Origin of the sequence: Limnobacter olei (assembly GCF_029087225.1) — a bacterium.
In the GTDB taxonomy this organism is placed as follows: domain Bacteria; phylum Pseudomonadota; class Gammaproteobacteria; order Burkholderiales; family Burkholderiaceae_B; genus Limnobacter; species Limnobacter olei.
The window spans coordinates 88,211-108,671 of record NZ_JARFJD010000020.1; the positions used below are offsets into that span (position 1 = coordinate 88,211).

General features: G+C 50.3%; 19 protein-coding genes. 14 read left to right on the forward strand and 5 right to left on the reverse strand.

The annotated features are described in order from the left end of the window. The first annotated feature begins 31 nt into the window (after positions 1-31). The gene (locus tag PY990_RS12855) at positions 32-1,243 is read left to right on the forward strand and encodes an MBL fold metallo-hydrolase (RefSeq protein ID WP_275271927.1); all 1,212 of its coding nucleotides are present in this window, start codon (positions 32-34) and stop codon (positions 1,241-1,243) included. Here the strand turns inward: PY990_RS12855 and PY990_RS12860 are convergent, their stop codons facing one another. Beyond that, positions 1,244-2,080, reverse strand: coding sequence for an Lnb N-terminal periplasmic domain-containing protein (locus PY990_RS12860; RefSeq protein ID WP_275271928.1), 837 nt, complete (start codon positions 2,078-2,080; stop codon positions 1,244-1,246). After that, entirely contained in the window at positions 2,080-2,853 is a 774-nt protein-coding gene (locus tag PY990_RS12865; RefSeq protein WP_275271929.1) for a helix-turn-helix domain-containing protein, read from the reverse strand. The genes PY990_RS12860 and PY990_RS12865 overlap by 1 nt, the downstream gene beginning before the upstream one ends. Positions 2,854-2,976: 123 nt before the next feature. On the opposite strand from PY990_RS12865, the gene PY990_RS12870 reads away from it, so the two are divergent. The 4 genes from PY990_RS12870 (at position 2,977) to PY990_RS12885 (ending at position 6,657) form a co-directional block, all read left to right on the forward strand. Further along, on the forward strand, positions 2,977-3,432 hold the full coding sequence (locus PY990_RS12870) for a hypothetical protein (protein ID WP_275271930.1): 456 nt from the start codon (positions 2,977-2,979) through the stop codon (positions 3,430-3,432). Between the two features lie 88 nt (positions 3,433-3,520). Beyond that, positions 3,521-4,414, forward strand: coding sequence for a PAAR domain-containing protein (locus tag PY990_RS12875; protein ID WP_275271931.1), 894 nt, complete (start codon positions 3,521-3,523; stop codon positions 4,412-4,414). After that, positions 4,365-4,940: a hypothetical protein gene (locus tag PY990_RS12880; RefSeq protein WP_275271932.1), complete on the forward strand. Its 576-nt coding sequence runs from the start codon at positions 4,365-4,367 to the stop codon at positions 4,938-4,940. The genes PY990_RS12875 and PY990_RS12880 overlap by 50 nt, the downstream gene beginning before the upstream one ends. 94 nt (positions 4,941-5,034) lie before the next feature. Continuing rightward, entirely contained in the window at positions 5,035-6,657 is a 1,623-nt protein-coding gene (locus tag PY990_RS12885) for an NAD(P)/FAD-dependent oxidoreductase (protein ID WP_275271933.1), read from the forward strand. On the opposite strand, the gene PY990_RS12890 is transcribed toward PY990_RS12885, so the two are convergent. Continuing rightward, positions 6,654-6,944, reverse strand: a complete 291-nt coding sequence (locus PY990_RS12890) for a helix-turn-helix domain-containing protein (protein WP_413789536.1) — start codon at positions 6,942-6,944, stop codon at positions 6,654-6,656. The genes PY990_RS12885 and PY990_RS12890 overlap by 4 nt on opposite strands. A gap of 8 nt (positions 6,945-6,952) precedes the next feature. Then, positions 6,953-7,351 (reverse strand): type II toxin-antitoxin system RelE/ParE family toxin, encoded by a 399-nt coding sequence (locus PY990_RS12895; protein ID WP_275271934.1) that lies wholly within the window; start codon positions 7,349-7,351, stop codon positions 6,953-6,955. Between the two features lie 204 nt (positions 7,352-7,555). Here PY990_RS12895 and PY990_RS12900 point away from each other — a divergent pair, with 204 nt between their 5' ends. From PY990_RS12900 to PY990_RS12925, 6 genes are all read left to right on the forward strand, one after another. Continuing rightward, positions 7,556-9,934, forward strand: coding sequence for a DNA/RNA helicase domain-containing protein (locus PY990_RS12900; protein ID WP_275271935.1), 2,379 nt, complete (start codon positions 7,556-7,558; stop codon positions 9,932-9,934). Between the two features lie 265 nt (positions 9,935-10,199). Then, positions 10,200-11,516 (forward strand): SIR2 family protein, encoded by a 1,317-nt coding sequence (locus PY990_RS12905; protein ID WP_275271936.1) that lies wholly within the window; start codon positions 10,200-10,202, stop codon positions 11,514-11,516. Beyond that, positions 11,513-13,273: an ATP-binding protein gene (locus tag PY990_RS12910; RefSeq protein WP_275271937.1), complete on the forward strand. Its 1,761-nt coding sequence runs from the start codon at positions 11,513-11,515 to the stop codon at positions 13,271-13,273. The genes PY990_RS12905 and PY990_RS12910 overlap by 4 nt, the downstream gene beginning before the upstream one ends. Before the next feature lie 360 nt (positions 13,274-13,633). Continuing rightward, positions 13,634-15,772, forward strand: coding sequence for a hypothetical protein (locus tag PY990_RS12915; RefSeq protein ID WP_275271938.1), 2,139 nt, complete (start codon positions 13,634-13,636; stop codon positions 15,770-15,772). A gap of 337 nt (positions 15,773-16,109) precedes the next feature. Further along, the gene (locus tag PY990_RS12920; RefSeq protein ID WP_275271939.1) at positions 16,110-17,747 is read left to right on the forward strand and encodes an AAA family ATPase; all 1,638 of its coding nucleotides are present in this window, start codon (positions 16,110-16,112) and stop codon (positions 17,745-17,747) included. A gap of 2 nt (positions 17,748-17,749) precedes the next feature. Further along, positions 17,750-18,583, forward strand: coding sequence for a hypothetical protein (locus tag PY990_RS12925; RefSeq protein ID WP_275271940.1), 834 nt, complete (start codon positions 17,750-17,752; stop codon positions 18,581-18,583). Positions 18,584-18,744: 161 nt separating this feature from the next. On the opposite strand, the gene PY990_RS12930 is transcribed toward PY990_RS12925, so the two are convergent. Beyond that, entirely contained in the window at positions 18,745-18,897 is a 153-nt protein-coding gene (locus PY990_RS12930) for a hypothetical protein (RefSeq protein WP_275271941.1), read from the reverse strand. 83 nt (positions 18,898-18,980) lie between these two features. Here PY990_RS12930 and PY990_RS12935 point away from each other — a divergent pair, with 83 nt between their 5' ends. The 3 genes from PY990_RS12935 to PY990_RS12945 form a co-directional block, all read left to right on the forward strand. Further along, entirely contained in the window at positions 18,981-19,256 is a 276-nt protein-coding gene (locus tag PY990_RS12935; RefSeq protein ID WP_275271942.1) for a type II toxin-antitoxin system Phd/YefM family antitoxin, read from the forward strand. Continuing rightward, positions 19,256-19,597, forward strand: a complete 342-nt coding sequence (locus PY990_RS12940; protein WP_275271943.1) for a type II toxin-antitoxin system RelE/ParE family toxin — start codon at positions 19,256-19,258, stop codon at positions 19,595-19,597. The genes PY990_RS12935 and PY990_RS12940 overlap by 1 nt, the downstream gene beginning before the upstream one ends. Before the next feature lie 230 nt (positions 19,598-19,827). Next, positions 19,828-20,461 (forward strand): hypothetical protein (locus tag PY990_RS12945; protein ID WP_275271944.1); only part of this gene is annotated, 634 nt, incomplete at its 3' end.

The window sequence follows — 20,461 nt, forward strand, 5'->3', positions numbered from 1 at the left end:
ACATTCAACACCAACAACAATGACTTCTTTCATGTCCCGCACAGGCCTTGCAGCCTGTGCCCTCCTTTGCGCACCCCTGTTATCCGCCTGCCTGGCTGGCGATTCCGACACAGGCAGCGCCAGCACGGCAAGAACCAGTTCTAACGAAACACGCCCCAATGTGTTTGCACCCGCAAACTTCGCACCCCTGCCTGCAGCGGGCACAGCGAGTGCCGAACTTCAAGCCACGCGTGAACGCATTTTGGGCCCCAACGCCATGGACCCTGAACAAGTAAAATTCTGGTGGGTGGGTGTGTCCAGCTTCATTGTGAGCATGAAGGGCCATTTGTTCTTGATGGACGCTTGGGAAATTGTGGGCGCGCACGCCAACTATGTACCCATCGGCCGCGAAGAACTGGCCGCCATTCAACCCGAGGCAATCTTCATTGGCCACGGCCACTTTGACCACGCTGCGGATGCCGGTTATGTGGCCGGCTTGAGCAATGCCCTGCTGGTTGCAGGCAGCAATGTGTGCGACATCGCCCGCGAACGCGCCGCCAGTGAGGGCATACCCGACAGCTTTCCGTGCTTGAACCTGGGAGACCAAACCAACCCGGGTGCTGGAAGCACACGCGCCATTCAAATTTGGGAAGATGTCGAGCCCGTGCATGTTGTACAGCACACTCACTCCGCCGCTGAACCCACCGACCTGCTTAGCGGTGGCATGCCGCTTGTGTACATTCCAGACGTGCTGACCTACCCTACTTACCTGAACACCAGTCTGGCCGAGGCACTTCGGTTTGTGGGCACACTTCGCGACGACGGTGGTGTAGGCCAACCCGCAGGAGGCACCTGGGCCTATCACTTCCGGGCAGGCGACTTTGCCTGGTTTTGGCACAATTCCACCGGGGTAATGAAAGCAGGCAATGCAGGAAGTGAAGCCGTGGCCAACGCCTTGGTCAATTTGCCCGAATGCGTGGATGTGCAACTGAATGCAATTGTGGGTTTTGGTTTGGTGACCAGTGCCTACCGCGACGCCCTGGCCTATGTGGCCCTGACCAAACCCAAAGTGGCCTTGCCCAATCACCATGATGCATGGACACCAGGCATTGGTGGCGGCGCTTCAGCCTATGAAACCAGTTGGCTAGAGGCGGTTGGCAAGCTGCCCAACCCACCCGAAGTGGATTACCTGCGCGACCCGGTGGACTACATGAAACCGCGCAGCTACAACATCAATGACCCACGCTGGGCGGGTGGCTGCTGATTATTTGGCGGGCTTGCCTGGCTGCATGCCAGGTACTCCCCGGCGGATAACTTCGGAAAAGTTTTCGCCGGCCTGCATGGCCTTGGCACGCGGCACTATATAGCCTTTTTCTTGAAGTTCGGCATAACTGAAGCCCTCGACCAAACCACCCTGCGCATGCGCGTACTCCGCGAAGTACCCACTGAGCAGCAAGCGGTAATCCAACGGTAAATCGGGCACAATTTGCTTGGCGATATCAAACACCACGGTGGTGCAATTGCTGGTCAGCGTGTTGTAAAACTCGGGGGTTTTTTCCAGTTTGCTCGCTCGCTCCACATAAGCCAAAAACAAGGTTTTTAATTGTTCGGGCGGAATGGCCAAGCGAAACATGTACACATCTTCACCACGTGCATTGCTTCGAGTGCGAATAATGTCCGCCTCATCGGCCGCCACCAAAATCGCCTCGTACTGCCTGAAAAACCCCTTCCATGCAGAAAACTTTTCCCCTTGCTCTTTTCGAATTTCGAGTGAAAAAGTAAGGTACTGGCCATCGGCAAAACCGAATGAAACCAGCGTGTGTGCAATTTTTGGCCCCATCCAGTACGAGAGCACCAAGTCGGCAGTTTGCAACTGGCTTAAGTCGTATTCACGTGTTTCCCAACGTGGGGTGTAATCGGTTTCTGTGCGCCACTCAAAGTTGCGCACATTCTGCAACACCACTCGATTACCCATCACATCGGCATGCAGCATGTGGGCCACATCGTCAGCCCATTGTCGGTTGTGGCTGGGTTTTTGAAGAAACCACCATGTGGCAAATGCACCCAAGGCAATCAGCAAAAACAACAACAGCGTACGCATCAGGCAAAGGCCTTTCGAGTGGCTTCGTCAGCAGGGAACAAATGTTCAATTCTTAACGATGCCGCAGTGATGTCCAAAGGCGCCCCGAAACTGGTGAAAGTTGACACAAACCGAAGCTCACCCACTGTGCTTTTAAACCGGGTTACCAAGGTGGGGTTATTGAAATTTTTGGGCTGTTTGGTATCAAACATCGATTGCGGAATTTGCTTCAACATGGCCTGCAATGCGGGTACATGCAAGGCCTCGTGCTGCGCCCTTTTCAACACGTCCCCCAGCACCTCAGCAGGATTCTGCAAACGTGTGGCCAAGCCTCCAGGTGCTGTCAGCGCCAACAAAACATTGGGGGTGGCTTGCAATGCGGCCAAGTCAAATTCCAGCAATTGCAACAAACGCACAAAGCTGGGGTTGAATTTCAGCAAATTCCATTCACTGTCCAACACCATGGCCGGGGCCGCATGCTGCGCAGTCAACATCAAATCGATCACTTCATTGATGGTGTCCATTTCACGGTGGTCAATCGGCCGACTGCCAAATACCGGTGCATAACCACCTGCCACCAATGCCTCGTTGCGCTCGCTTAACGGAGCATCCAGTCCTTCCAATAACGCCAGCAACATCTCCTTGCTGGCGCTGGCTTTGCCGGTTTCAATGCAACTCAGATGTCGCTGTGACACGCCAACGCGCAAGGCCAAATCAAGCTGGCTGACCTTTTGCCTTGTGCGCAAATCGCGCAGGCGAATTCCGGCATGTTGGGTGGGGGCTTGTGTATGCATGTGCTCATACTGCCACGGAAAATTTCTGAAATCTATGACCTCGCAGGTTATTGCGGCAATGACCCTGTCCTTAGCAAAATGGCGTTGAGCTGAATCAATTTCAACCACGCTAGGAGACCTGCCATGCAAGCCAACACTGTACAAAATACACCAGCAAGCACTCCAACCCTTTGGATCAACTGGCTAACCTACACTGCAGAATTCACCGTGCTGTTTGGGTTGTTCATGGTGCTTGCACCGGGCTGGACCCAGCAGGCATTTGGATTGTTGGTCTTCCAGGATGCCGCACAATTTTCTGCATTTGACTCGCAAGCTGCAGCGTACATCGAGCTTGCGCACGCAGTGATGGGTTCCGTCATGGTGGGCTGGGGCGCGCTTATTTTCATGCTGGTGCGCAAGCTGAACATTGAGGACGCCAAACAGACCTGCCGCATGATTACGATATCCGTGCTGCTTTGGTATGTACCCGACACCGCATTTTCGCTGTACAGCGGCTTCTGGCAAAACGCGGTTCTGAATTCCGGGTTTGCTGTGTTGTATGCGGTGCCCTTGCTGGCTTTGCGCAAGTATTACAGGTAAGGCATTTTCATCAACAAGCCATGAAATTCAAGGGAACCACCGCCACGGATTAATTACTCAAGGAGCTACACCACTTACTTTTGATCGCATGTCCTCAAGGCCTCTTATACAAGGTCGCGCACAAATCCTGATCGGCGACACCACCAGCCACGGTGGTGTGGTCATCTCAGGCAGCCCCACCACATCGGTTGAAGGCCGACCCATCGCCAGGGTCGGCGACATGGTCACCTGCCCTTTGTGCAAACCCCATGTGTTCCCGATTGTCGAGGGACTCAGCACATTCACCGACAACTACATGGCAGTGGCCCTGCACGGTCACAAAATTGCGTGTGGTGCCACCTTGATAGCGTCAGCCATTAAGCCAGAAACTCCAGACACTCCCGCGCCAGGTTCAACAAGTAACCCATTCGAAAAGGAGCTTGGACAAGACCTCAATGAATTAATAGGCAAATCGCCAACGCTGAGCAAAGACCTGGAAACACTCAGCAAAGAAAAATGGATTATTAAATTTGGAGAGACTGGCGGGGGGTCTTCGGCCAACCGCGATAAAAAATTAATCACCCTCGACCCCACCTTGAAGGGTGATAAAAAAAACCTTGTCAAGGTTCTATCTCATGAAGTGGGGCATGCGCGTCACCCCTTCGAACCCGACTACGGTAGCAAAGCGACTTATTTAAATGATGCCCTGGACGACGAAGGCGCCGCCGTCATGAAGAACATCACAGTGCAGCGGGAAATTCTCAAATCTAGCAAAATTGATATCGGCATCGCTGGTCAACCGGTGAATACTCCGATCTACGAGAGGGCTTACGATCAATCGCTTAAAGACGGCGACTATAAGTCAGCAATTAGAAAAATCGGAGACACATTCCGCAAGGGAGAATACACATCGACCACAAAGGAAACTTATGAAGACATGCATGGAAAATGGTATGACAACCAATATGTACCATGGTGTAAAAAATATTGCGGAACTAAATGAGCGAGTGCTTAAAACACTCATCCTGCTCTTGGCGCTGCTCGCAACTGCATGCCAATCTTCCTCCTATGCATCAAAGGACAACACCATGATTCAACTCAACCTCTCAGTCTGGCAATTAATCGAGGACATGCAAACTGCCCCATTGTCATTGTCGGGTATTGAAGAAATACTCAACCAAACACTTGTGGAACAAACCCAGCAATCGAATAATTATTTCAGGTTCTATTCTGGTCAACCCGTGTTGCTTGCTGGTCACTCTAAGATTTGGAAAATTGACCTTAGATTGCCTCAACCATCTCACGATGCCACTGGGTTGTTGGTGATAGATATAGACGGAGAATGCATCACAGTTGAACAGGTCAACAAAGTATTTCCCAACCTGAACATAACTGGTATGCCACGTGGCGACTCGCTTCTGGAAGCAACCACCTTCACTGATGTAACCACTTGGGGAAAAATCAGTTTTGGTTTTCAAGAAAAGAGACCTGACTGCCTTGGATATTTGGTGTTTGAGCCAAATCGCTAAAGCTTGGAATCGAAATCAAATAAGTGCACTTTGGCGGGTAAAAGCATAAAATACGGCCTTGATCCGAAAAACAGATCCACAAGGTACACCCGCCATGATCCGCTTGTCCGAGCTGAAGCTTCCACTCGACCATCCTGAAGACGCCCTGCCCGCATTAATTTGCAGCACACTGAAAATTTCAGCCCACCAGCTCAAAAGCTTCCGTATTTACAAGCGCAGCTACGACGCGCGCAAACAAAAACTGCTGTTGGTGTACATCGTGGATGTGGAACTGGACAACGCTCGGCTTGAAGCGCAGTTGTTGTCGAAATTCACCACCAACTCGCACATTCGGCCTGCGCCCGACATGGTCTACCAGTTGCCAGTGAAACTGAACGAAGCCCCAGCCATTCGCCCGGTGGTAATTGGCTTTGGCCCCTGCGGTATTTTTGCAGCGATGATGCTGGCGCAAATGGGCTTCAAACCCATTGTGATTGAGCGTGGCAAACAGGTACGCGAACGCACCAAAGACACCTGGGGCCTGTGGCGCAAACGCGTATTGCACACCGAATCGAACGTGCAGTTTGGCGAAGGCGGCGCCGGTACATTTTCAGACGGCAAACTGTACAGCCAAATCAAAGACCCGCGTTTTCTTGGCCGAAAAGTGATGACCGAGTTTGTAAAGGCTGGTGCACCCGAAGAAATTTTGCTGGTCAGCAAACCACACATTGGCACCTTCCGCCTGGTGAAAGTGGTAGAAAACATGCGCGAACAAATCATCGCCATGGGCGGTGAAATTCGCTTCCAACAGCGCGTATGCGACTTTCACATTGAAGACGGCCACATTCGCGGCCTAACCATTGAGAACCTGAAAGACGGTGGCACTTACGAACTGCGCGCAGACCATGTGGTGCTGGCGCTGGGCCACAGTTCCCGCGACACCTTTGCCAAGCTACACGAGCGCGGCGTGTACATGGAAGCCAAGCCATTTTCAGTGGGCTTTCGCATAGAACACCCGCAAGGGCTGATCGACCGTGCCCGCCTGGGGCAACACGCCGGCCACCCCCTACTGGGCGCAGCCGACTACAAGCTGGTGCACCATGCTGCCAATGGCCGATCGGTGTACAGCTTTTGCATGTGCCCCGGCGGCACCGTGGTGGCCGCCACGTCAGAAGAACACCGCGTGGTCACCAACGGCATGAGCCAATATTCCCGCAACGAACGCAACGCCAACGCCGGCATTGTGGTAGGCATTAGCCCCGCCGATTATCCCGGTGGCCCACTGGCAGGCATCGCCTTTCAACGCAAGCTTGAATCCAATGCCTTTGTGATGGGCGGCAGTAACTACGAGGCACCCGGCCAATTGGTGGGCGACTTTATTGCGGGCAAAGCATCGACTGAACTTGGCAGCGTAGAACCATCGTACAAACCCGGCGTCAAGATGACTGACCTGGCCGACGCATTGCCAGAGTACGCAATCACGGCCATGCGTGAAGCCTTGCCGGCATTCGGCAAAAAAATCAAAGGTTTCGACATGCACGACGCGGTACTGACCGGTGTGGAAACGCGAACCTCGTCGCCCCTGAAAATAACGCGAGGCGACGATTTCCAAAGCCTGAATGTCAAAGGCCTTTACCCTGCCGGCGAAGGTGCCAGCTACGCGGGTGGTATTTTGTCAGCCGGTGTAGATGGCATTGAAGTGGCCGAAGCAGTGGCGAGGAATTTGGTGGGGGTTTAAGCAACAACTGTTTGTGGACAATCTTCAAAGGTAATGATCATTTTTTTTCCGATTGCGGCTGTCGATTTGACAAGTGTTGCCAAAGTAACCGAGGTGTTTTCGGGATCCAGCAATCGATCCAACTGACTTCGACTGGTTCCAATTTTTCGTGCCATTTCAGTTTTAGGTATTGATCTTGAAATCATCTCTTGCTCGATCATGCAGGCAATCACTTTTTTGATGGCCAAAGCCTCTGCCTCTTCTTGAATGCCCTCTTCTTTCAAGAAATCTTCAAAATTCGAACCCACGTGTTTATTCATTTGGAGCCCCTTAATTTACTTAATCTATCCTTCGCAACTTCTAATTCATGCTGCGGTGTTTTCTGAGTCTTCTTAATGAAGCCGTGAAGTAAAACCATTTCGCCCTTTTCCAAAGCGAACAAAACTCTGGCAATTCGATTCTCTAGTTTTGATCGAATCTCCCATAGTCCCCCACCCAAATGATCAACCAATGGCAACCCTAGAGGCCAACCCAATTGAACAGCAAGAATATCCGCCCCAACAATTTTTTTATCTGACTCGGGTTTCAAGGCTTTTAACCACGCTCTAACTGGCTCATCACCAGATGCTTGGCGATAAAAAACGCAATTCAATTTGAATTGCTTAATGAAAACATCACCTTTATCTGATTGTACCTTTTTTGGTACATTCGTCAAGCTGTCTGCACGTATGTTACGAACCACCAACAACCACCCATTTCAAGAACGCCGAGCTTCTTCTGTAACAATTACCGGCATTCAGTTCTATTGCTTTGTTTAACCTCCCCACCCATTTGTAGCCCCCAATTGCCCCACCTGAAATAGTTCATTAAGCGAAGGTTTCCTGATACATTAAAAGCACAAGAACAAACCACACCCGCAATGATCGTTTACACCGCCTGCAAATCGAAGTTCCTCGACGACGTGTTGGACGATCAAATTCACGAAGCCATTCACCGGGAATTTCAGCGCAAGCTATTCCGCAGAGCAGGCGACTCAGAAGTCAATTCTTGGCGCAACTCAATGAAAGAAATGCGCCAGGTGTTGAACGACCCCGACATTCCCGGCGACTCGCTGGTATCCATCGAGTACAACATTCCGCTGACCGGCAAACGAATCGACTTTATTTTGACAGGGCGCAATGCCCAGCTGGAGGAATGCGCTGTCATCATTGAATTGAAGCAATGGAGCGACGTACAAGCCACCCAACAAGACGCGGTGGTGAATACTTGGCTGGGCAAAGGCAATATCAACACGCCCCACCCTTCTTACCAAGCATGGACGTATGCTGCACTCATCGAAGATTATTCCGAAGTGGTGCAAAACGAACAGGTGCGCCTCAATGCCTGCGCGTATTTGCACAACTTGGACAGTGCCCAGGTTATCAACGACCCTTTTTACAAAGCACACACCGACCGCGCACCCGTATTCATTTCAAAAGACGCTCGCAAGCTTTCTGAGTTTTTAAAAAAGCATGTGAAGTACGGCGACCAGAGCGACCTGATGTACCGCATTGAGCACGGAAAAATTCGCCCCTCCAAAAACCTTGCCGACAGCCTGAGCAATATGCTGCTGGGCAATCGCGAGTTTTTGATGATCGACGACCAAAAGCTGGTGTATGAAATGGCGCTTGATTTGGCACATGCGCGCAATGATTCAAGCAAGCGTGTGCTGATCGTGGAAGGTGGCCCGGGTACAGGCAAATCGGTGGTGGCCATCAACCTGCTCAGCGAATTCACACAGCGCGGCATGGTTTGCCAATACGTCTCGAAAAATGCAGCGCCCCGCGCGGTGTTCGAAGCCAAACTGACAGGTACATTCAAAAAAACACGCATCGCAAATTTATTCCGTGGGTCTGGCGGATATGTGGACAACCAGGCCAATCAGTTTGATGTGTTACTGGTGGACGAAGCCCACCGCTTGAATGAAAAAAGTGGCCTGTACGGCAACTTGGGCGAAAACCAAATTAAAGAATTGATCCACGCCAGCAAGCTGTGCATTTTCTTCGTGGATGAAGACCAACGCGTTACCTTCAAAGACATTGGCAGCAAAGCGGAAATTAGCAAATGGGCACTTGCCCTTGGCGCGGAAGTGGTTGAGCAAGAATTGCGCTCCCAATTTCGCTGCAACGGCAGCGACGGCTACATTGCCTGGCTAAACCACCACCTACAAATTAAACCCACCGCCAACTTGAACCTGGACGGATTGGATTTCGATTTCAAAGTGTTCGATTCACCCACGGCGCTGCACAACGCAATTCGCCAGAAGAACGAAGTGAACAACAAAGCCCGTGTGGTGGCTGGCTACTGTTGGGACTGGAAAAGCAAAAAGAACCCGCAAGCTTTCGACATCGAGTTTCCAGAACACGACTACAAGGCCCAATGGAACCTTGATGACGATGGCAGCACATGGATTATCAAGCCCAATAGCGTGGAGCAAGTGGGTTGCATTCACACCTGCCAAGGGTTGGAGCTGGATTACGTGGGTGTTATTGTTGGCCCAGACTTTGTGGTGCGAAATGGCGAAGTGCTTACTGACGCATTCAAGCGCAGCAATATGGACCAAAGCATTAAAGGGTTTAAGGGCGGGCTGAAAACAGACCGAGCCAACAACCTGGCCATGGCCGATGCGGTGATCAAGAACACCTACAAAACCCTGATGACTCGCGGCATGAAAGGGTGTTACGTTTACTTTACCGACGACGAAACACGCACACACTTTCAAACACTGGTGAATGGTTTTGAATACGTGGAGGTGGCACCCATGTTGAACAAATACGAAGGGCTGGACCTACCGATTGTGCAAGCTGGCCAAGAGGCCGCCAACAGCGTGCCCATTTTTGATTTGAAGTTTGCCGCTGGGCAGTTTAGCGACTACCAACAGGCTGACACGTTTGACCATGTTGTACTGCCCGCCCACCTGCGAGCCAGCGAAGGCTACTTTGTGGCGCGTGTTGAGGGCGATTCCATGAACAAACGCATACCACCCGGCGCATGGTGCCTGTTTCACTTCAACCCACAAGGCACACGCAACGGAAAAATTGTGGTGGTACAACACCGCCGAATTTCAGACCCAGAACTGGGTGGGCAATACACTATTAAACGCTATAAAAGCGAAAAGCATTTTGGTGAAGATGGCGTTGTGAATAGCGCGATTGTGTTGAAACCAGAATCAACGAATGACAAGCATGAAGCGATTGTGCTGAGTGCCGAGGATGCGGAAGAAATGGTTGTGGTGGCGGAGTTTTTAACGGTGGTTTGAGGGTGAAATGAATGGCTGGTTTTCGGCCAGAGCGGACATTAGGACTGACGGCCGAAATATCCGAGTTATTGGCGAAAGCAGACTTCGAAACTTAAAAGAGGTCTTATGATTATTCAGGCACTTGGGACCCGTTGTTGGGCTTATTGCCTGTTGGTAAAGAACTAAGGTCTATTATTTATGTTGTTCATGAAATGCTTAGCGACTCGCACCTATTTAGAATTCCGTCGAAAGTACTGATCAACCGAGAACTAACTGAGACAAAGCTATGAGTAAACCAATCGCACCACCACCACCACCACCACCTCCTCCTCCTCCACTTCCTAGCTCACCAATTTCGGTTTCAACGTCGGGTAAGCTGATGTTTTTTGGACCCGACGCAGCGGAATGGAAGCATTTGGAGCCGGATGTTCCGACAGGCACCGACCCAGCCGAAGAGCAAAAAATCCTAGCTGAGGCGAAGGCTGCTAAAGAGGAACTGAAGAACTTCCTGCTTTCGTCTCTTCAAATGCAACACGTCGTTGTTCTCGCTGGTAGCGGAACGTCTCTCGGCCCGATCACTAAAGGGCCTTCCATGTGGACGCTGTGGGATTACTGTGTGAATGACAACCCTGGCACTGGAAACAGCAAACGAACGGTTTCGCCAGCAGCGGCAACGGTCATCGCCGAAATTGGATACGATACCGCCGCAGAAAAGGAGAACATTGAGGCGTTATTATCCCGTTGCGAAGCTTATCTACAGGTGAAAACGAGTGCGGATGTGGCCACCTTCATTACGGCGTCAAAGAAGGTGATTCTGGAAAAGTGCTCTGAGTTTATCGACCCGACAGATGCGAACCAACTTGCTGCTCATCGCACTTTCCTCCACCGACTTTCCCGTCGTCGCGTCCGTGACTCCCGTCTGAAACTTTTCACGACGAATTATGATCTCTGTTTTGAAACTGCGGCAGGGCGGCAAGGCTTGGTCTTGCTCGACGGGTTTTCGTTTACGCAGCCGCGACATTTCGACCCTCGCTTCTTTTTGTACGATATTGTCCGAAGACCGACCACTGGCGAGGAAGTTGGAACACCACTAGAAGGTGTTTTTCACCTCTACAAGCTCCACGGCTCGGTCAACTGGTCCCGTAAAGCCGAACATGAAATAGAGGTAGAACAGAAACCGACGCCGGATTCGGCCTGTTTGATTTACCCGGCAAAAGGAAAATATCAGCAGTCATACGTTCAGCCGCATCTTGAGTTGGTTTCACAGTATTTCTCAGCCCTGCGCGAGCCCAACACCTGTCTCATTGTTACAGGCTTCGGATTCAACGATGACCATTTGTCTGAACCGATTCTCGCAGCGGTTAGAACAAACCCGCACTTACGCTTAATAATCGTAAATCCATCAGCCGATGACCTCACTGCTCGTCCGAAAGAAAAGAACAAGTATTGGGAAACGCTCTTCACCTTGGCGAAACAGGGAGAGGACGTTTGCCTGATTAACGCCAATTTCGGCGAATTTGCTGAAATGATTCCTGACCTAAAGTCGCTGACTCCTGCCCAGAGACTCACTCGTGACATAAAGCTTATGACGGGAGCGAAATGAGCATGCCATCTAATATCGAGGAAGCGTTTCCCAGAGGACTGCTGCGCCCGGAATTGTTTATCGGGGTATTGTCATCCGTGTCCGCTCAGGCGGTTCGCTTCAATTTGAATGATGCAGGCTCACCCAGCGGCGCACATTTCCTTGGGGGGCGTTATGGTAAGGGCGAGGTCGGCGAATTCGTGCTGATTGAAGGCCAGATAAATCTATTGCTCGGAAGGGTGGTTGAAATCCACCTTCCTGAATCGGAACGGCGCTCTGTCGATGCATCGCATGCAAAAGTGATTGGCCTCGACGCTGTCGGTACAATCCAACTGCTGGGGTCAGTCGCGATGGATTCACTGCGCGTCACTGCCGGCGTCGAATCTTACCCTCGACTAGGCGACCGCGTTTATGCGGCGCCCCACAACTTCGTCGCAAACCTGCCGAGCTTGATGGAGCCTGAAGACGGCCCCGAGAGCAACGTGTTGTTGCGGCTAGGATCTATTGATGTTGCTTTGGAAAGTGCCGTCTCGATCCGACCGGAGAAATTGTTCGGACGGCACTGCGCGATTCTTGGGACAACTGGCGGAGGCAAGAGCTGGACGACTGCGCGCATCATCGAGGAATGCATAAAACACAAAGCCAAGATCATCCTCTTGGACGCAACTGGCGAGTATCGAGGCTTCTCCGGGCCATTTGTAACCCACTCTCACCTCGGTAGTCCTGTGAACACGGCTACTGGGTCTCTGGCACGGTCACTTCCGCCGACTTGCTTTGTTGAGTCCGACTTTATTGCTCTCTTCGAGCCTGCAGGGAAAGTTCAGGGGCCCAAAATGCGCGCTGCCATGCGCAGTCTGCGTTTAGCCAAGTTGGTACCCGGAGTCGCAACAAACGGGGTCATCAAAAAAATTGACCAGTCGAAAATTCCGGTGATTGCCGCGGAACAGCAACTTGGCGTCACGGCGAAACTTGATGATCCGCGGCAGGAGTTCGACGTGAGCAAGCTCAACGCACAAATCGAGCAAGAGTGCGTTTACCCAGATGGATTTGGAACCTCTCGTGGCTCCAAGGACCCAAATAAATGGGGTGGTGATTCTGGCGAAGTTTCATACTGTTTGTCGCTCATGTCCCGAATCAGTGCAGTTCTGACTTCCCCGTCGTTTGGTTGCGTCTTCAATTCCCCTAACCCTGCAGTCACGACCGAAATCGACGACTTTGTTACCAACGAAAAAAGGCTTCTGCGAATCTGTCTGAGCGGTGTCGCTTACGAGTTCAAAGCACGAGAGATCGTTGCAAATGTCATCGGTAGGCACCTTCTGAACATGGCGCGAGCAGGCGGATTCGCAGCCTCGCCAGTCGTAGTTATTGTCGATGAGGCCCACAATTTCCTTGGGAGACAGATTGGCGGAGAGGATGCGGTGGCTCGGCTTGATGCGTTCGAGCTGATTGCCAAAGAAGGCCGGAAGTTTGGCTTGAACATTTGCCTAACCACACAGCGACCACGCGACATCACCGAAGGAGTCTTGAGTCAGATGGGAGCGCTCGTCGTTCACCGCCTGACCAATGACCGTGACCGTGAAGTGGTCGAACGAGCATGCGGGGAAATTGACCGTTCAGCCTCATCCTTCCTTCCAAATCTGAGGCCGGGCGAAGCTGCGATAATTGGAACAGATTTCCCGATACCTCTAACAATTAAGATTTTTCCTCCTGAGGCACAACCAAAATCAGACGGGCCGAATTATCAGAAATGTTGGCGGCTTGAGCCTCCTGCGTCATGAAGGTTCCCAATAAATACGCCGTCCAATAGGGCGATCAGCCGGACGGTCACAGCACCGTTTATTTTTGACCTTACACAAAGTCGGCTTGAGGTTGCTTTTGAGTCGTTCGGAATTTAAACACATATGCCCACTTTGGCCGAATCTCGGCTGGAGTGGTCGTCCCAGTGAGGGATCTAATGAGGCCGCTTTCGTTTAGCAACCGGACGTTGATGAATCAGTGTCACCATGGATTTGTTCTACTGCCGAAAGGACTGCGATTCTTTTTCCGAGTACACCTGCCTTTCTCCAGTCAAGGTAGAATTTCCCCAAGGGCTACCTTCCGCCCATCATCTGTAGCTTGAATTAAATAGAAGAAAGAATATGACACTCGACATCAGAGGCAGCTTAAAAGGCACCAAGCTCAGCAGAAATCCTTATGTCGTATTTGAGGAGTTGATTTCCAACGCTATTGATTCTTTTCTGATACGAAAAAATGCTGACGATACCGCAAGAAATCTGCAAATCGATATTGCAGTCGGTTTCTTCGCTGCTAATTTGATCGACGAAATGGAAGATGTATCGATCTCCTGCAAGGATAACGGCTGCGGATTGGGAAACGAGCAGCTCGATGCGTTTCTCACGAAAGATACGTCTTACAAAGATGATCTGCCTATCCCCGGAATTGGCAAATGCATGGGCGCAGGTCGCATCCAGTTTTTTCATCATTTCTCTGTGGTCGCAATAGACAGCACATACCGTACCGGAAATACTTTTATCCGTCGGCAGATGAGCTATTCCGAACCCAAAAAGCAAATCGACTCCCAGGATTTCTCGTCTACCCCGGGCAGTGCGGATAATCTTGGAACGAGCATTATCCTTCAGAACCTTCGGACGCCGATTCGTGATCGCGTTCTCAGAAAAACTTTACCAAGTAGCTTGTACTCCGCCTCGGTGCTCAAGCGCCAGATGCTTCTGACATTCCTGCAAAGACTTGTCGGACTTGGTGACCAAGTTGGTGACTTCGAGATCAATTTCGTTTCGCGCCACTTGAAGGGCGGAGATCTGGTCAAATTCTCAGAACAAAACGACTCTTTAAAACGTTCGGACCTGCCAACTGTAACAACGGAAAAAAAGATCTCTGTTGAGGAGTGCGATCCCATCACAGGTGATGGATTGGGAACGCATCAACATTTCAATCTTTCCCACTATCGGCTTGACGCCAAACAATACAGTCTTCCGAAAAATGCAGTGGCGTTCTGCGCCAAGTCATCTCCTGTTAAAGATGTTACGTCGCGATATTTTCGGACGAGAGCAGAGCAGAACAATCCAGCAGCAGGCTTCTTTCATTTTGTTTTGATTGAAAGCGACTATCTGGATATTCATGTCAACGAACAGCGCGATGATTTCGAAGGGATTCCCGAGGAAATTCCTACAGGGGACTTTTTCTCTACGGAAACGATCTCCTACGCAGCAATCCATGAAGCGATCGACCCCGTAATCGTTGACATGGTTGCGCCTTCAGACTGGAACAGAGTCGTCGTTCTTCAGGAAGCCGTCGATCAATTTGGCATTAGCGAGGCCATGCTTCAGGATACATCGACGCGGATTCGCTATGGCGAGTCGGCCCAAGTCGTAGCCGAACGAGTTCTGAAGAAGTATCAGGAGCAGGTGATAAACGAGACGAGCGTGATCTTCAATCTCAAGGAAGAAATCAAGCAGATGGAACCCGATACGGAGGAATTCCGGTCAAAAATTAATGAGCTGGCTTGGAAGTACACATCGTCGCTGAAAAGTATTGATATGGCCAACTTATCGCAGTTGATCGTCCGACGTGCTGCAATTGTCGAAATTCTTGAGCTCGCGTGCGATAAGAAGCTTACTATGCAGGCAGTTGCTGAAGGGTTACGCCGCAAAGATGAGCGCATTATCCACAGCGTCTTTTTCCCGATGCGAAAGGATAGTACGGAAGTCACTGACCATGACATGTGGCTTTTGAGCGAGGAGTATCACTATTACGACTATATCGCCTCGGATGTGCCACTAGCCCACATCGCTTGGGACAACGGCGACAAGGTGTTCGAAAGCGATATTGACGTCGAGTTTCAAAAGCTACTTTCAAAGCGAGTGGACGATAACAAGGCAAAGCGTCCTGATGTTGCTCTCTTCAACAAGGAGGGTTCAGCAGTCATCATCGAATTTAAAGCTCCGGGAGTTTCACTAGACGAACACATTGGAGACCTCAGCGAATATGTCCAACTTCTTGCGGCAAAGTCGGGCGGAAAGCTTAGGAAGTTCTACGGCTATCTGATAGGCGACACCGTTAACCCTTTACGCCTGGCCGGTTGGAATAAATTTTCATTGGGAGAAGGGTGGTTTCAGTCTACCCCGCTAGTCGATCCATTTACTCGACAGACGTTGGGAGAGACCTATTTCGAGATACTCTATTTTGATGACGTGATCGGGCGCGCAAAAAGGCGAATCAGCATCTATCAAAATAAAATCAAATTGGATCTTAAATGAAGTTTGTCGTCAATTTCAGGCAAGCATCTCACCCGAGATCAATACTTATCAGCACGCTGTGGCCGTCCAGGATGACAGGGGTGAAGATTGTGATCATTTGCAGCCAAAGACGGGTGAGTGTCACTTTGACGCTCAATTTTAGCTGGAGGGGTAGGTCAGCTTTGACAGAATCCAGTCTCATGCCGCCTAAACTTGCAAATGTTTCGCCAAAGCGGCTAGCCTGACATTCAGTGAGGTGCAAGGGGTGACTATCGGTACAAAGAAAGTGTGCGCATATGCTTCTTTAGCAAGCGAAGAAATAAAGACCGAACTTCAGCAATAGCAATCGGAGGAGTAATTGAAACCTATAATGTTTCATGTGGTGAAGCCGCGCACTCGGATTGACGCGACAACTGCACCTGATTTCATCTTGGCTCAAGACGATTGGAACGACTATTCATTCCGGACGCTCTACCACTTATCCTACTTTGAGTGCAAGGACGGTAAGCGTGAAGAGACTCTAATCGGTCCCGTGAAGATTCTCAAACGGGGACAAAAAAAAGGCGACGGTATCAGCATTCATAACGATTTCGATCGTCTTGGAGATGAGTTTTGTTCCGTGGGTGATTCGCTGGACTACTATGAAAGACTAAGCGCGCTTGGTGCCCTAGGCGAGGAGATTTTAAGACTGCTTCGTGATGTCGTTCAGTCGCCAGAATTGGTTCAGGACTTTAAGGATGAGACCGGTTGGGGTAAGTCGCTCTTTCGAGATCAACAAGATGCAGGCTCAAACTTTCGATACCTTGCCGATGGAATTGTTCAGGGCCATTATTCTGCAGAACCGATTGATCAGCAACCGTTCAGTTTCCAAATGCCAGGCTGGTTGAGTGCTGTAAATATCGACACGAAGTCTGAGACAGATGATTTCTTCCGCAAATCGATACTTCCCGAACGTGTGAACGTCCTTGTAGGACGAAACGGCTCAGGAAAAAGTACGTTACTGTCAAGATTAGCTCGCGTTGCTTTCGCGTCTACCACTGAGCGAGTGGCTCAGCCATTAAGTAATCTTGGAACAATGCTCCCAGCAGGAGTTGGATTCCCGAGAGTTATTACCATCGCCTTTAGCCCATTTGATAACTTCAAACTACCGGGCACCGATGCGCGAAATATGGCTCAAATTGCAAAAGATATGCAGCGGGGCGTTGGGCGATTCGTTTTCATCGGACTTCGCGACTTCGCGGCTGAGGCAACTGTCTCTATTTCAGAACTGCCGAATTCCGTACGTGGTCAAACCTCACCAAATGCTGATCGAGTTAACCAGACGCGGTTGAAGACAATGGCGGAATTGGTTGATGACTTCGACAGCTATCGTTCAAAAATAAATAATGTGCCTTCGCGCCAACTTATTCTTCAGCGAGCACTAGATAAACTCAAGGTTGGCTTGATGACAGATGAGTGGCTTAATGATCCCAACTCTGGAAGCGCAGAGCGTGCGTCGGATTGGTTTCGCCAATGCAGTACTGGCTACAAGATTGCAATCCTTATTATATTCGGGTTAGTAGCGCAGCTTGAGCACCGATCGCTCGTTCTTATCGACGAGCCCGAGTCGCACCTTCATCCTCCCCTTCTATCGGCCATGATGCATGCGCTCCGGCTTGTGCTGAAAGAGTTTGAGTCATCCGCATTGGTAGCAACCCATTCACCCGTAGTGGTTCAAGAGTGCCTTGCAAGACACGTTCATGTGGTTCGCCGTGAGGGTGAGAATGTTGCGATACGACCTGTCACTGCTGAGACGTTTGGAGAAAGTATTGGATTGATAACGGCTCAGGTCTTCGGTATGGAAAGCAATGCTACAGACTTTCACGAAGTGCTTGAAAGATTAATAAAGAAACATAAGTCTCTGGAGGAAATTGAGAAGCTGTTCATGGACGGAGTAATGAGCAATCAGGCCAGGGCCTATGTCATGTCAAGGCTCGCGGAGGGCAACGCGCAGTGACTATGTGGAATTTGACACCACTCAGTAATTTAAATGCTAGAGAACACCTGGACATCGCATTTGCAAACGGAGAAGTTACCGAAATAGAGAAGAAGTTTTTGATGAACTTATATGAGCAATATAAGACAACCCTTGGAAGGCCATCGTTTTCTATGCAGGCTCAAGGGCAACGTCCTGAGCTATATAACCTTATTCATGACGCATATGGTCTGGTTCAAGATAATCGCAAACTCAAAAAGCTCCGTGCCGAACTTAAGCTCCTTGCCGACTATTGTCCGTACTGTGGATTCGCTCCAATTTCTGATCTTGATCATCACCTTCAACATAATCGTTTCAAACTTTTGAGCATATTTGCCTTGAACTTGATTCCTTGCTGTAGTCCTTGCAATACCGGAAAGAGAAGGTCTCCTTCCGACAAGCCAGCAGAGCATCAACTTCATACCTATCTTGAGTCCGTTGCAAACTATGACTTTCTTCGCGCAACTGTTACTTTGCATCCGGGTACTGGGGCACTTGAAGTCGTATATCTCGTTGAGAAATGTGTTGGGATGTCAGCGGAGCTTTATCTTCGACTGACCAATCATCTTACGGAGTTCGACCTTCATAAAAAATACGCTAAGCAAGTCAATATTCATCTTAGTGAGCATCAGTTTGGAATGGAGATGGCTTACCAGAACGGTGAGATTATGCTCCGTGCATACCTAAATGGGACAGCGAATGCACATGCAAAGAACTTTGGAGTTAACGATTGGCGTACTGCACTGTTCCGCGGCCTAGCGCTCTGCGATGGGTTCTGCAATGGCGGATTCAAGAAGGCACTAGGTCAGAAGTCCTAGACGGCCGTGGTCAGCCAGCAGATGTAATTTCTTGGTAGCCTCTCAGACTCCACCCGTTTGTGACAGGTAACCGACGCAACGCAGACCAACCGATGTTAGCCAATCAATGACGGTTTTGGCCGACAAGCCGCCCTTCATCTCACCTGAACAAAACACACAAATTATTTAGAAATAGCTGCCTCTTTGTATCTCACTTTTTCACGCACCAGTTTTTTCACCACACCCGGTTTCAATGTTTTCACTCCTGACCTTATTCGGGCTAGTCGGGCTATTGCCTCCGCTTCAAATTCAGCAGCTTTTGAATTCAGTTCCATCTTCAATACCCAACAAGTTCAAGAATCTTGCAAAAAGACCATTAAAAGACTATATTCAGTCTTTTATGATCAGGGCCACAGCCATGCGTTACTCTTCACAAGTAAAGCCGATTAGCTATCTTAAAGCCAACGCTGCGGAGGTTCTTTCGCATCTTTCAGACCAGCGTGAACCCCTGATCATTACTCAAAACGGGGAAGCGAAAGCCGTTCTGCAAGACATTGCCTCTTTCGAGGAAACCCAGGAAACGCTGGCTTTGCTAAAGATACTTGCATTGGGCAATCAGGATGTCGCTGCAGGAAAGATCAAGCCCGTAGCTGATGTTGTCGCCCGTCTGCGCGCCAAGAAGGCATCAAATTAATGGCTGGTAAATCTGCCAAATTCGAAGTTTTCCTAACCGAGGGTGCCGAACAAGATTTGGAGGCGATTCACAACCACATCGCTGAATTCGACTGCATGACCAACGCAAACCATGTGCTGGATGGGTTGATGGACATCGTGAACAATCTGTCAATATTCCCCGAGCGCGGCAGCTATCCCAGGGAACTGGTCAACCTCGGGATTAAAGAATACCGTCAAACTTTTTTCAAACCTTACCGCGTGATCTACCGTGTCATTGGCAGCAAAGTTGTTATTTACCTGATTGCAGATGGCCGCCGCGATATGCAATCCGTGCTTGCGCGTCGCCTACTGGGTACTTAGTTCAAAGCACGCTGCGAACCCAGCCCCTCAAACATTCCTAATCACACTACACTGCCGGAAGATATTTGCACCCATAGAGACGTTCAGTTCTCACATCACGGCCATCGTTTCGCTGAATTCAGCCGGACGCGGCTTATCCCCCTCGTCGAGCAGAAAGACGTCTTGATTTCTCCCCCTCAGGGCCTTTCCCCCATACTGCGGCTTGACTTGTTTACCCCGCACGTAACCTCATGAACACCCAAGCCCGAACATTTCACGAAGATCACTTAAAGCGCAAAGCGCAGTCGCTGCAACTGGCCTACACCCGTGCGCTGAATAGTCACGACGGTTCAGCGCCTCTTTACCTGCATCAGGAAATGGATTTTTTAGGTCACTTCGAGCCCGACGCTCAAGTAAGTCTGGTCATGGTGCCCGAGGTGATGCAGCAAGACCTCATAGCAGGCATCATGTTGATGACTGCTCAACTGAATACACAGCTAACTAACGCCTTGATCGCAGCATTTGAAAATGGCACATTCGGTGCCGATTTGCTGACTCAGATATTTGGACCCAGCAACCTGCCAGGCAACCTCGCCAATTTGATCGAGGCTGCAGCCAAAGCGCGCTTTACTTCAAAAATGAAAACTGAATTGCGAGCCACACTGGCCAGCGGTAAACCGCGCACGGTGAAACTTGGCAACGGTATGGAACTGAAAGCCTTGGGCCTTAAAGGCCCCAACCAGTTTGGCAAACACGCCGACGTGCTTATCCGGGTTCGTCAAACCAACGCCAAACAAATTACCTTGCTAGAGAAAAATCAATTTCAACAAATCAGCAAGAACATGAGCACCAAATCCTTGGGGCCCGCTGCATTCAAACATGACA

Bases quoted from the DNA above. Each gene is read 5' to 3' on its own strand.
- PY990_RS12855 (WP_275271927.1), top strand. From the start codon at position 32: ATGTCCCGCACAGGCCTTGCAGCCTGTGCCCTCCTTTGCGCACCCCTG.
- PY990_RS12860 (WP_275271928.1), bottom strand. From the start codon at position 2,080: ATGCGTACGCTGTTGTTGTTTTTGCTGATTGCCTTGGGTGCATTTGCC.
- PY990_RS12865 (WP_275271929.1), bottom strand. From the start codon at position 2,853: ATGCATACACAAGCCCCCACCCAACATGCCGGAATTCGCCTGCGCGAT.
- PY990_RS12870 (WP_275271930.1), top strand. From the start codon at position 2,977: ATGCAAGCCAACACTGTACAAAATACACCAGCAAGCACTCCAACCCTT.
- PY990_RS12875 (WP_275271931.1), top strand. From the start codon at position 3,521: ATGTCCTCAAGGCCTCTTATACAAGGTCGCGCACAAATCCTGATCGGC.
- PY990_RS12880 (WP_275271932.1), top strand. From the start codon at position 4,365: ATGACAACCAATATGTACCATGGTGTAAAAAATATTGCGGAACTAAAT.
- PY990_RS12885 (WP_275271933.1), top strand. From the start codon at position 5,035: ATGATCCGCTTGTCCGAGCTGAAGCTTCCACTCGACCATCCTGAAGAC.
- PY990_RS12900 (WP_275271935.1), top strand. From the start codon at position 7,556: ATGATCGTTTACACCGCCTGCAAATCGAAGTTCCTCGACGACGTGTTG.
- PY990_RS12905 (WP_275271936.1), top strand. From the start codon at position 10,200: ATGAGTAAACCAATCGCACCACCACCACCACCACCACCTCCTCCTCCT.
- PY990_RS12910 (WP_275271937.1), top strand. From the start codon at position 11,513: ATGAGCATGCCATCTAATATCGAGGAAGCGTTTCCCAGAGGACTGCTG.
- PY990_RS12915 (WP_275271938.1), top strand. From the start codon at position 13,634: ATGACACTCGACATCAGAGGCAGCTTAAAAGGCACCAAGCTCAGCAGA.
- PY990_RS12925 (WP_275271940.1), top strand. From the start codon at position 17,750: ATGTGGAATTTGACACCACTCAGTAATTTAAATGCTAGAGAACACCTG.
- PY990_RS12930 (WP_275271941.1), bottom strand. From the start codon at position 18,897: ATGGAACTGAATTCAAAAGCTGCTGAATTTGAAGCGGAGGCAATAGCC.
- PY990_RS12935 (WP_275271942.1), top strand. From the start codon at position 18,981: ATGCGTTACTCTTCACAAGTAAAGCCGATTAGCTATCTTAAAGCCAAC.
- PY990_RS12940 (WP_275271943.1), top strand. From the start codon at position 19,256: ATGGCTGGTAAATCTGCCAAATTCGAAGTTTTCCTAACCGAGGGTGCC.